We start from the raw sequence: 12,407 nt of genomic DNA on the forward strand, positions 1-12,407 counted from the left end.
AGAGAGGTTTTGAGCTTTTAAGGTATTTGAGCCTTAGAGTTCAGAGAGCAGCGCAGCTGAACAGCATGCCGAAGGCTAGAGAGGTTTTAGAGCTTTTAAGAATCTTCAGGCTTTAAGGTAGTTAAGCTTGAGTTCGTAAAATCTCTAGCTCTAGAAATGTTGGAATAAATGTTGAAAAATCACGTCGTAATGAGGGGCGATAAGCCCGCATTCGACTAAAAAATTGCTGAGCGAGGGTATTGGGATGGAGCGACTTTTGGATTTGCGGAGCAAACCAAGGGAAGCGATAGACCAAAACCCGAGTGGGAGGAACATCCATGACAAAACTGAAAGTATACCAATATGCAAAATGTGGTACGTGCCGTAAGGCTGTGAAATGGTTGGAAGCGAAAGGGCATGAACTGGAGCTAATTCCTATTTTTGATACACCACCATCGAAAGACGAATTGACAGAGCTTATTCAAAAAAGCGGACTTGAAGTGAAAAAGTTTTTTAACACCAGTGGAGAAGTCTACAAAGAGCAACAGCTGAAAAACAAACTGCCAGGGATGTCCGAGGAAGAGCAGATTGCGTTACTGGCTTCCAATGGTCGTCTGATCAAACGTCCGATTGTAACCGATGGAGAAACAGTCACCGTGGGTTTCAAGGAAGATACGTATGAGCAGGAATGGAACAACGCCTAAGACATTCACCAGAGCTAAGCCTTGAATTGTTCGCAATTCAGGGCTTTTTTGGTTCAACGAGGTAGTGGCATAATTATGCTCCATGAGGGTTGGCGTAACTATGTTATAATGATAGAATGAGTTTCGATATTTAATATGCTATTGAAGTTGGAATCAATTGTTGTTCCAGCTTTCATAGATCAAGGAGAGAACAAATTCAAGTGAATCAACGTAATGAACCTACTTTGTTACTGGTAGACGGTATGGCAGTGTTGTTCCGGGCATTCTACGCAACATCTGCAAGCGGATATATCAGACGTACAAAGGCAGGGCTTCCGACCAATGCAGTCTATGGGTTTATCCGTTATTTTTGGGATGCGGTTCAGACGTTTGGACCAAGCCATGTCATCTGCTGTTGGGATATGGGAGGCAAGACGTTTCGCGGTGAGGAGTACGCAGCATACAAAGGTAATCGTGCTGAAGCACCAGATGACCTTATTCCACAGTTTACTCTGATTCGTGAAGTGATGGATAGTCTAAACATTCCGAATATTGGTGCAGAAGGGTATGAGGCTGACGATTGTATCGGAACACTTGCCAAATATTACACGGAAGAAATCGATATGAATGTGATGGTACTGACCGGAGACCATGATATGTTACAGCTGATTAATGACCGCACAAGTATCATTATCATGAAAAAAGGTCACGGCAACTACATGGTATACAATCCCGAAACATTGATGGCTGAGAAACAATTGACACCACGTCAGGTTGTTGATATGAAGGGCTTGATGGGAGATGCCAGCGACAATTATCCCGGAGTGCGTGGAATTGGTGAGAAAACGGCTTTGAAGCTTGTGCAAGAGTATGGATCGATCGAAGGGATTTTAAGCAATCTGGATCAACTTACCCCTTCAGTACGTAAAAAAATCGAGAGCGATCTCGATATGTTGCATCTGTCTCGCAGGCTGGCAGAGATTCACTGTGCAGTTCCGGTGGCTTGTACGCTGGAAGGCTGTGAATTGCGTCTGGACCCGGATACGGTGATGGACAAGTTTGAACAACTTGAGATGAAGAGCCTAGGCTCTTGGATGGGAGTGGCGATAGGGTGAGCAACATGTTGATGAAAAAAACGAGTAAAAAGTGGTGGACTGGGGCAATGGCCCTCGTCCTCGCACTTCCGGTGTTGCTGTCGGGGGCGGTGAGTGCACCGCAGACAGCGGATGCCAAAGCAGCGATTAGCGTCAAAGTACAGAAAGTGAAGGCAGCAGGACGTAGTTTTAGTGTACAGACCGTGTCCATTCCAAAAGGAACACCAGTAACCGTAGGACTTGCTAAGAAACAGGTTGGTCAAACCGCTACATTGCCGTCTATTGTAAAAGCGTACGGCGCACAAGCAGCAATCAACGGAGCTTTTTTTGAAGCATATCATGGAGCACCAGATCCCTACGGGATGTTAATAGCAAATGGTAAAGTTATACATATAGGAAGATATGGCACATCCATCGGTTTTAAGGCAGATGGGTCGGCGATAATGGATTCGCTTCAAGTGAGCTTAACGGGCACGGTCACAGATACGAAAGGAAAATCAAGCGGCTGGTATGCAACATTTGTTAACCGGACACCTTCAGCAGATGCAAGCATCTCGATGCTGTACACCCCAGAACGTGGAGCCAATGTTGGTTTCAAGGGCGGAACGGCAGTGATTATGGAAAAGGGTGTTGTGACCAAAAAAGTACCGAATACAAACGTAGCGATTCCCAAAAACGGTTCTGTTCTTGTCTTCACAGGTCGAGAGAAGTCCACAGCTGACCGATTTACGGTAGGCTCCACCGTAGAGATGAATTACAGATATACGAACGCAGCCGGTCAGGAAATTCCGTGGCAGGAGGTGGACACAGCTGTGGGAGCTGGCCCGCGTCTGGTGAAGGATGGCAAGGTATCGGTAAATCCGGCAAGTGAGGGGTTCAAAGATCCCAAAATTCTGAATGCATCCGGAGCGAGAAGCGGAATTGCGATTATGGCCGACGGTTCGGTGATGCTTGCTACCGTTTCTGGTGCTACAATAAAAGAATGGGCAGCTGTGATGCAAAAGCTGGGAGCTAAACAGGCGATGAACTTGGATGGCGGTGCATCCTCTGGGATGTATGCAGGTGGCAAAATGCTGACTTCTCCAGGGCGGCTGTTAAGTAATACATTAGTATTTGGTGGTTCTGTTCGATAAAAAGTAATCATGGAGGTATGATGTGGCATGACACCTGTACCCGATTCGATAACAGAAGAGGCAAGCACGGCAGTTCTGGCGATTAATATAGGGCAACCTAAGCCATTGCCTGGCCAGAAAAATGAAGTGTTGAGTGGTATTGTGAAACATCCTGTCTCCGCCCCGGTTTTCCTGTCATTCACTGGAATGACAGGGGATGCTCAAGCGGATCTGGTGCACCACGGTGGTCCAGATAAAGCTGTTTGTGTATACGATCATAGTCGCTATTCTGCGATTGAGCGTCTGATGGAGCGTAAGCTGGAGTGGGGGGCATTCGGAGAGAATCTGACCGTTACAGGATGCGCTGAGGAAGAGATTCGCATTGGTGATGTATTTGAACTCGGTGATGCGCAGGTGCAAGTCAGTCAGCCGAGACAACCATGTTTCAAGCTGGGTATAAGATATGATTACAAGGAGTTGCCTGTATATTTTCAGGAAAGCGGGCATACCGGTTTTTATTTTCGAGTATTGCAAGAGGGAGAGGTTGGCCCTGCATCACGTTTCAGAAGAGTTCGCACAGATACTTCATACATGACGATTCTTGAAGCTAACCGGATCATGCTTCAGGGGAAACAGGACGTGGAAGGGATGCAGGCTCTACTCTCTATTCCTGTGCTCTCGGATAGTTGGAAACAGACATTGCTTAAACGGTTGAACAAGCTTGAGCGTAACTGAGCCCTGCTGAATAGTCCGAACCGCTATATGGATACGGCAGTGTTCCTATTACAAACCAACGTAGGAGTGAGATCAACATGACAGTTTTAGGTGCGATTGAAGCAGGCGGAACCAAATTTGTATGTGGCCTTGGTACAGAACACGGAGAGGTCCTGGAACGAGTTAGTTTCCCTACAACCACGCCGGAAGAAACGATGGCTCAGGTCATCTCTTTTTTTGAGGGCAAAGGTATTGAAGCAATGGGGGTAGGTTCTTTCGGGCCAATTGATCCCATTGAAGGAAGTCCAACCTATGGTTATATTACGACAACACCGAAGCCGCATTGGGGACAGTACAACATGATTGGCAAACTCAAAGAACACTTTGATGTACCGATGACGTTTGACACCGATGTGAATGGAGCAGCTTTGGGTGAAGCCACTTGGGGAGCTGCACAGGGGCTGGATAGCTGTCTGTATATTACGGTTGGTACAGGTATTGGTGCAGGAGCTGTCGTTGGCGGAAAAATGGTGCACGGATTGTCTCATCCCGAGATGGGCCATATTATCGTGCGGAGACATCCCGAGGATTCATATGCAGGATTTTGCCTATACCATGGAGACTGTCTGGAAGGGCTTGCGGCGGGGCCGGCCCTGAACAAGCGCTGGGAACAACCTGCTTATGAATTGCCAGCAGATCACAAAGCCTGGGAGATTGAAGCGCATTATCTTGCACATGCTCTAATGAATTATGTGCTGATTCTTTCGCCTCAGAAAATAGTGATGGGCGGAGGCGTGATGAAACAGGAGCACCTATTCCCGATGGTTCGTAGCAAACTACAGGAATTGCTGGCAGGCTATGTGCAACATCCGTCACTTCATGCTGGAATTGATGCGTATGTTGTTCCACCAGGTCTGGGAGATAATGCTGGCTTGTGTGGTTCGCTGGCACTGGCGAAACTGGCCTTGTCAAAATAAACGCATTTAGGGATTGACGAAATTTACCAGTATGGTATGATGTGTTCAACAGCATAGTACGGTTAATGAGGAAGCACCTCTCTTGCAGCGATCTGCGAGAGAGGTGCTTTTTTGTGTTGTCTGGAGACAGAGACAGAGAATACTTCGTTAATCGAACAGGCTGTATCGTCCAAAGGAGGGAACTAGCAATGGAAGTCATTTTCATGAACAAATTATCCAGAGTGTTTGATCAGCATGAGCAGATTGCCCAGTTATGGATTGGCGAGGAGGAGAATACTTGGCACTTGGGATGGAGTCGTTATGAAGCAGGGGATCGGGAAGATACGATCTGGTATGAAGGGCATTCGTGGGAAGAGCTGATGCACATATATCGTCATCAACTTGCCATGCAGATGAGCGAAGGGTATCGTCCATTGATGCATGGGTTGTACAACGAAAATGAGGATCTGAAGCTACGTAGTTATGCAGGCCAGCGTCTGCATTGTTTTAGTGAATTATACGGAAATGAACAATTGTATGAGGATTTATGCACATGGCGCAGGCAAAAAGCGGCTTCGGATCGGAAGGCCCCTTATTTTGTGGCGACGAATCGTTTGTTGCGGCTGATCAGTGCGTTTGTTCCACATACGATGGATGAGCTGATGCAACTGCCGGGTGTTGGTGAGAGCAAAGCAGCAGAATATGGGCTGGAATGGCTTGAAATGATGAGTGGAATCGAACAATCGAGACCTTTTCCGTTAGACTGGGTGTACATCGTATTGCAAGAAGAAGAGTACGAAAGTTGGTTATATAAGCAGAAAGAGCAGAAGTACAAGCAGGAACTGGATAAATTCATTACGCGTAAGCACGTGCTGGAAGGCATGAAAGAGGGACAAACCTTAGAAGAGATCGTGAATCGATCTGGTCTATCCCGGCGTGAATTAATCGAACTGCTCGAAACATTGGATCTGGAAGGGTATGACACGGATTCATTGCTGGATGTAGAACTGGCCGTTATGCCTGAGACTGAACAAGAGGCGGTATGGAATGCATATGAGGAGTTAGGAGATACATTTCTGAAGCCTGTGTTACATAAAGTTTACGGAGGAGAGCGCCCTGAAGGAGGGAGCTTGGAGCAAGTGTATGAACGGTTACGGATGATTCGCATCCGTTTTCGGAGACATACTGAAACAGAGCGTAATGTTGGTTAGCTAAAATACGCCGTGAGGCGGTGATATTAAAAAAGACGAAGTCGTCCCTGTGAAGGAGCGCTTCGTCTTATTCTTTAAATGGTATGATATAGCGGATAGAGCGGTCGTTTCAGATCCAGTCTTTTTTACGGAAAATAAAGAACATCGTCAGGCCGAGTGTAATCATCAGGCCGATAACAGCATAATACCCGTATTTCCAGTGTAATTCGGGCATGTTGTCGAAGTTCATTCCATAAATACCGGTGATAACGGTCAGAGGCATGAACACGGTGGTGATGGCAGTAAACACACGCATGATCTCATTCGCGCGGTTAGCGATACTGGACTGGTAGGCTTCTCGCAAGTTACCCATCAGATCGCGGTACGTTTCAAAGGTTTCCGATATTTTTACGGCGTTCTCGTAAATGTCGCTGAAATATTTTTGCAGCTGATCATCAATGAGACGCAGATCTTTTTTGTTGAGTGTATTGATGACCTCCTTTTGAGGTCCCAGTACTTTCTTCAGCCACAAAATCTCGCTTCGCAGACCGATAATCTCATTCAGATGTGACTTTTTGGTATGCATCAGAATGTCTTCCTCAAGTTTCTCAATTCGCGCTTCAATTCGATCACCAACGGTGAAGTAATTGTCCACAATCAAGTCAACAAGCAAGTAGAGGAGACGATCTGGACTGCTGATTTCCTGTTCCCAGAGAATTGGCTTCAATGTACGTAGTTCGCTGATCTTTTGTTTGGTAACCGTAATGATAAAATGTCTACCGAGAAAGAGATTGACTGCACGCAGGAAGATCTCTTCATCATCGAAACGAATGCTATTAATCACGATAAAATAATGGTTCTCATAAATCTCAATCTTAGGACGCTGTTCTTCATCACTCAAGCAATCCTCAACAGCCAGATCATGCATGGAGAACAGCGGCTGAAGTACAGCCAAGTCGTCCACGTCCGCATCAATCCAGTAGAATCCTTCTGCTGGTGGAGTCAGCGCTTGCTGAATGTCATCCACCGGGATAAATACACCGTTGTTAACCAACCGGATTTTCATGTTATCTACTCCTTCTGCACCCGCCGTCTTGGCGGATTTCATCGTTAATATGGGCGCAAAAGAACAGATCAGCCGGTCGGCAGCGGAGCCTGTTATCAGGACTGTACTGCGTCATCAATCTATAATCAAACGGAAGAAACGTCCCGCTGCCGACATGCTGATGTCAATTCTCTATGCAGTTGTTCGGAATTCGACTGCCAGTTGGGCCTCGGGTCGCCATCCATTTAATATGTCACCTCTCACATAAGGGCTTATAAACACTTGTCTAGTATACCGCTGGTCTAGGGTGCTTTCAAGCGCAAAAATGTGTCTATTTCACGCTCTGAGGCAGTGTATGACAACGGATGATGAACGGTTCCGAGTTTAGGTTTAAAACCAATCAACTGGTTCTTGACGTGAGGGCAGTAATGTTTTAAAGTAAAAGTTAATATATCTGAATTAAAATTGAATACAGCGAAATCTTATCAAGAGTAGGTGGAGGGACCAGCCCGATGAAACCCGGCAACCGGCGATATAACGCACGGTGCTAATTCTTGCAGCGACCAAGCATCCTTGTGATGCTGTTGTAACTGAGAGATGAGAGAGGCGCATATCTGTTTACATATGACCTTTCTCGGAATCCGAGAGAGGTCTTTGTCATATGCAGAGCTTCTCAGAGCGTGATTTTCGCACCAGATGCGACCCATGAAAAAGGAGGAGTCAACTCACTATGCCAATTAAAATTCCAGACACATTACCAGCCAAAGAAGTGCTTGAGAGCGAGAATATTTTCGTCATGGACGAATCATCCGCATACAAGCAGGATATTCGTCCACTCCGAATCGCCATACTGAATCTGATGCCTACGAAGGAAACGACGGAAACGCAATTGCTTCGTCTGGTAGGTAATACACCGATTCAAGTGGATGTTGTGCTGGTGCATCCCAAATCCCACACATCCAAGAACACATCTCAAGAATACCTCGACCTGTTCTATAAAACCTTTGATGAGATCCAGCATCGCCGTTTTGACGGGATGATCATTACAGGCGCGCCGGTGGAGCAAATGGATTTTGAAGACGTGAACTATTGGGAAGAAATTCAGGAAATCTTCGAATGGACCAAAACCAATGTAACTTCGACGATGCATATCTGTTGGGCATCACAAGCCGGTCTATACCACCATTTTGATGTACCCAAAGTTCCGCTGGATGAAAAGTGTTTTGGCGTATTCCCGCATACGATCAACAAACCTCATGTTCCGATACTGCGTGGATTTGATGAAGTGTTCAACGTTCCACACTCCCGTCACACGGAGGTAAGACGTGAGGATATTGAGAAAAATGATAAACTCGAAATTTTGGCAGAGTCCGAAGAAGCAGGAGTATTCCTGGTTGCCACCAAGGACGGGAAGCAAATTTTCGCTACAGGACATGCCGAGTATGATCCGTTTTCATTGAAATGGGAATATGACCGTGATGTTGCCAAGGGATTGGACATCGCGCTGCCGAAGTACTACTATCCAAAGGACGATCCTTCTCGGATACCTCCGGCTACATGGCGTGCACACGCTAACTTATTATTCTCTAACTGGCTCAATTACTATGTGTATCAGGAAACCCCTTACGATATTGGCCCACAAATCTAATCAAGATTACAGGAGGATGCAGTAATGGAAGATAACAAGTTGAAAATTGAAAGCCGTCTAGCTCAAATTGGGTCCATCAATGAACCCGTAACAGGTGCTGTTAACTTTCCGATCTATCAATCCACTGCGTTTCGTCACCCGAAGCTGGGACAAAGCACGGGGTTTGATTACATCCGTACAACAAACCCAACGCGCAAAGTGTTAGAGGAAGCAGCAGCGGCTCTGGAGTCCGGTGATGCAGGTTTTGCTTGTAGCTCGGGCATGGCAGCACTGCAAACGATCTTTGCGATGTTCGGCCAAGGGGATCACCTGATCGTTTCTCTTGACCTGTATGGCGGTACATATCGCCTGTTGGAACGGATTTTATCCCGGTTCGGTGTAAACGCAAGTTATGTAGATACGAACGATCTGGAAGCATTAGAGAACATCCGTAAGCCGAATACCAAGGCAGTATTCATCGAGACACCAACTAACCCGCTCATGATGATTACGGATATAGAAGCCGTAGCTTCCTGGGCGAAAAAACACAACCTGTTGACCATTGTAGATAATACGCTACTGACTCCATTCTTCCAGCGTCCGATTGAACTTGGCGCCGATATTATTATCCATAGTGCGACTAAATATCTGGGCGGACATAATGATGTGCTCGCTGGATTGATCATCACCAAAGGTGAAGCCTTGTCTGACGAGATGGCGTTCCTTCATAACTCCATTGGGGCTGTGTTATCACCGAGTGATTCATATCAATTGATGAAAGGTATGAAAACACTGGCTCTTCGCATGGAGCGTCATGAATATAACGCACTTACCATTGCGAAGTTCCTCTTGGAACATCCGGCTGTAGCTGAAGTATTCCATCCTGGTTTGTCCGATCACCCTGGATATGAAGTTCAGCGTAAGCAGTCTTCCGGCAATACAGGCATTTTTTCGTTTAAAGTGAAGGATGCACGCTATGTTGAGCCATTGCTGCGTCATATCCAATTGATTGCATTTGCAGAAAGTCTCGGTGGTGTAGAATCACTCATGACGTATCCTGCGGTGCAAACCCATGCGGATATTCCGCTTGAAATTCGTGACGCTGTAGGTGTGGACGATCGTCTGCTTCGCTTCTCGGTAGGCATCGAACATGCAGAAGATTTGATCGCGGATCTGAATGAAGCATTGCTGGCAGCACAGAAGGAAGTTGAAGGAGGCGTAACCTCATGAGTGAATCAAGTAACCATAAGCCCAGTACGTCGGAGCTGAAGTTTGACACCAAGCTGCTTCACTTTGGAGATGAAATTGATAAAACAACAGGTGCCTCAAGTGTACCGATTTATCAAGCTTCCACGTTCCATCACTTTGATATCTTTAATCCGCCGCAACATGATTATAGCCGTTCAGGTAATCCGACTCGTCAGGCTCTGGAAGATTACATCGCGTTGCTTGAGGGCGGGGTACGTGGATTTGCATACTCGTCAGGGATGTCTGCAATCTCCAGTGTGTTCATGATGTTCTCCGCAGGGGATCATATAATCGTAACGGAAGATGTATACGGTGGGACATATCGTCTACTCACAACGATACTAAGTCGGATGCAGATTGAGACTACTTTTGTTGACATGACTGACATTGAACAAGTCAAAGCAGTAATCAAGCCTAACACGAAGGCCGTATACATGGAGACACCTTCCAATCCGACCTTGAAGATTACGGATATTGCCGCAGTGACGTCCTGGTCCAAGGAGCATGATCTGATTACCATTCTGGATAATACGTTTATGACACCGTACTATCAGCGTCCTATTGAGCTCGGCGTAGATATCGTTGTACATAGTGCTACGAAGTTTCTCGGTGGTCACAGTGATGTGCTGGCTGGTCTGGCTGTTGCGCGTACAGACGAGCTGGGCAGACAATTGAAACAGTTGCAAAACGGACTAGGTACCGTTCTCGGAGCTCAGGAATCCTGGCTTCTGATGCGCGGGATGAAGACCCTGGGTGCGCGGATGGCTCACAGTGAACAGAGTACTGCCAAACTGGCCGCTTGGCTCAAAGGGCGTCAGGATATAACAGCTGTGTATTACCCTGGACTTGAGGATCATCCGGGCCGTGAAGCACATGAGCGTCAGTCGACAGGTTACGGTGCCGTAGTATCGTTTGACGTCGGTTCAGGTGATCGTGCAAAAGCTGTCCTGAATCAGGTGAAACTGCCCATTGTAGCTGTAAGTCTGGGAGCAGTGGAGAGCATACTTTCGTACCCGACGATGATGTCTCATGCAGCTATGCCTGCGGAAGTTCGACATGAGCGTGGAATTACCGATGGGTTGCTGCGTTTCTCTGTAGGGCTTGAGGATATTGATGATCTGATTGCTGATCTCGAGCAAGCGTTGCAAGCCACGCTATAAATTGAACGACTAAATAGGTGCACGGTAAAATCGGATGCAGCTAGCATTCAAACGGTTTTCATATGTCAAAATTTTAACTTATTTTATAAGCACCTTTTCATAAGGTGCTTTTTTTCACATGTAACCTGTGTTACGATATGTGGAGTACAGAAATGCGATGTTACAGCCACGACTTGCTTTTTGCTAACAAGCCGGGAGTGATCGTCGTATTATTTTCTCTTTACGAGGGAGGCTTTTTTACGATGAGTACGGTAGACCGTATCTTAGATAAAGCCCTTCGGGGCGAACGTTTAGACTTGGAAGACACGATTCAGTTATTTGAATCAGACGAAGTGGACAAAATCGGGGCAGCTGCCAATGTAATCATGAAACGTATGCACCCTGAACCATACAGAACATTTGTTATTGGGCGTAACGTCAATTACACGAATGTGTGCGACGTATACTGCCGTTTTTGTGCTTTTTACCGCAGACCTGGTTCAGAAGAAGGTTATGTGCTTCCGGACGAAGTGATTTTCCAGAAAATCAAGGAAACTGAAGATGTCAACGGAACAGAAATTCTGATGCAAGGTGGAACGAATCCAAATCTGCCTTTCAGCTATTATACGGACTTGTTGAAAGCGATCAAGGAACGTTTCCCGAATATTACGATGCACTCGTTCTCACCAGCTGAGATTATGAAAATGGTTGAAGTATCCGATGGTCTTACGCTGGAAGAGGTAGTTCGTGCCATTCACGAGGCGGGACTTGACTCCTTGCCAGGTGGCGGAGCCGAGATTCTTGATGACCGTACACGCCGCAAAATCAGCCGTCTGAAAGGTTCATGGCGCGACTGGATGGATGTGATGCAGACTGCTCACCGAATCGGTATGAATACTACAGCTACGATGGTTATTGGTCTGGGTGAATCCATGGAAGAGCGTGCGCTGCATCTGATGCGTGTACGTGAAGCGCAGGATGAGTGTATTGCCAATAAGTATGATTCTGAAGGCTTCCTCGCTTTTATTCCGTGGACATTCCAGCCAGATAATACGAACCTTAAGCTGGAGCGTCAAACTCCACAGGAGTACCTGAAAACGGTAGCGATTAGCCGTCTGGTGTTAGATAACATTAAAAACATCCAATCTTCCTGGGTCACAATGGGACCTGAAATCGGTAAGAAATCACTCGAATTCGGCTGTAATGACTTCGGCAGCACGATGATTGAAGAGAATGTTGTATCCTCCGCAGGAGCAACATACAAAGTGAACATTGAATCCATTCTGCGTCTGATTCGGGAGTCTGGTTATATTCCGGCACAGCGCAACACCCGTTACGATATTCTGCGTATGTTTGATGAAGAAAGCATTGTGCCTAAAGATTTCGTAATGCAGAACTAATCCCTACATTTATAGAAAAGCAATATGGTTTTTAATTTATTTCACATCATGTGAAGTAAATAGCAACTCGTTCCGCTTAAAAGGGCCAAAGCAGTCAAACCTGCTTTGGCCCTTTTCGTTGTGCGTACCTGATTCAGGTACAGTTCTCCTTTTATCCAGGAATCGAGATCATTAAACAGTACATATTACGCATTTGACGATATGTTATATAGATTTTTAA

The 12,407-nt window shown here is 46.2% G+C and carries 11 protein-coding genes and 1 riboswitch; of the genes, 10 read left to right on the plus strand and 1 reads right to left on the minus strand.

Going from position 1 to position 12,407, the window contains the following annotated elements; all coding sequences use genetic code 11:
- Positions 1-317: 317 nt before the first annotated feature.
- The 6 genes from BLQ13_RS12240 (at position 318) to BLQ13_RS12265 (ending at position 5,749) form a co-directional block, all read left to right on the plus strand.
- Positions 318-683 carry an arsenate reductase family protein gene (locus BLQ13_RS12240; protein WP_090919819.1) on the plus strand — a complete coding sequence of 122 codons (366 nt, stop codon included), beginning with the start codon at positions 318-320 and terminating at the stop codon, positions 681-683.
- Positions 684-883: 200 nt separating this feature from the next.
- The gene (locus BLQ13_RS12245; RefSeq protein ID WP_090919822.1) at positions 884-1,777 is read left to right on the plus strand and encodes a 5'-3' exonuclease; all 894 of its coding nucleotides are present in this window, start codon (positions 884-886) and stop codon (positions 1,775-1,777) included.
- A gap of 5 nt (positions 1,778-1,782) precedes the next feature.
- The gene (locus tag BLQ13_RS12250; RefSeq protein WP_338060875.1) at positions 1,783-2,889 is read left to right on the plus strand and encodes a phosphodiester glycosidase family protein; all 1,107 of its coding nucleotides are present in this window, start codon (positions 1,783-1,785) and stop codon (positions 2,887-2,889) included.
- A gap of 27 nt (positions 2,890-2,916) precedes the next feature.
- A complete protein-coding gene (locus tag BLQ13_RS12255; RefSeq protein WP_090919828.1) occupies positions 2,917-3,603 on the plus strand; it encodes an MOSC domain-containing protein in 687 nt (228 codons plus the stop codon).
- Positions 3,604-3,680: 77 nt separating this feature from the next.
- Entirely contained in the window at positions 3,681-4,559 is an 879-nt protein-coding gene (locus BLQ13_RS12260) for an ROK family protein (protein WP_090919831.1), read from the plus strand.
- A gap of 188 nt (positions 4,560-4,747) precedes the next feature.
- The gene (locus BLQ13_RS12265) at positions 4,748-5,749 is read left to right on the plus strand and encodes an HRDC domain-containing protein (protein WP_090919834.1); all 1,002 of its coding nucleotides are present in this window, start codon (positions 4,748-4,750) and stop codon (positions 5,747-5,749) included.
- A 109-nt stretch (positions 5,750-5,858) separates the two neighbouring features.
- Here the strand turns inward: BLQ13_RS12265 and corA are convergent, their stop codons facing one another.
- Entirely contained in the window at positions 5,859-6,794 is a 936-nt protein-coding gene (gene corA / locus BLQ13_RS12270; protein ID WP_090919837.1) for a magnesium/cobalt transporter CorA, read from the minus strand.
- Between the two features lie 458 nt (positions 6,795-7,252).
- Positions 7,253-7,377, plus strand: a riboswitch (SAM riboswitch).
- Between the two features lie 126 nt (positions 7,378-7,503).
- Here corA and metA point away from each other — a divergent pair.
- The 4 genes from metA to mqnC all read left to right on the plus strand — a co-directional run bounded on the left by metA (position 7,504) and on the right by mqnC (position 12,187).
- The gene (metA, locus tag BLQ13_RS12275; protein ID WP_090919840.1) at positions 7,504-8,421 is read left to right on the plus strand and encodes a homoserine O-acetyltransferase MetA; all 918 of its coding nucleotides are present in this window, start codon (positions 7,504-7,506) and stop codon (positions 8,419-8,421) included.
- Between the two features lie 24 nt (positions 8,422-8,445).
- A complete protein-coding gene (locus BLQ13_RS12280) occupies positions 8,446-9,630 on the plus strand; it encodes an aminotransferase class I/II-fold pyridoxal phosphate-dependent enzyme (RefSeq protein ID WP_090919842.1) in 1,185 nt (394 codons plus the stop codon).
- Complete coding sequence (locus tag BLQ13_RS12285) at positions 9,627-10,808, plus strand: trans-sulfuration enzyme family protein (protein WP_090919845.1); 1,182 nt, start codon at positions 9,627-9,629, stop codon at positions 10,806-10,808. Before BLQ13_RS12280 ends, BLQ13_RS12285 begins: the two co-directional genes overlap by 4 nt.
- Positions 10,809-11,050: 242 nt before the next feature.
- On the plus strand, positions 11,051-12,187 hold the full coding sequence (gene mqnC / locus BLQ13_RS12290; protein ID WP_090919848.1) for a cyclic dehypoxanthinyl futalosine synthase: 1,137 nt from the start codon (positions 11,051-11,053) through the stop codon (positions 12,185-12,187).
- Positions 12,188-12,407 lie beyond the last annotated feature (220 nt).

It is taken from the genome of Paenibacillus polysaccharolyticus (assembly GCF_900102085.1).
In the GTDB taxonomy this organism is placed as follows: domain Bacteria; phylum Bacillota; class Bacilli; order Paenibacillales; family Paenibacillaceae; genus Paenibacillus; species Paenibacillus polysaccharolyticus.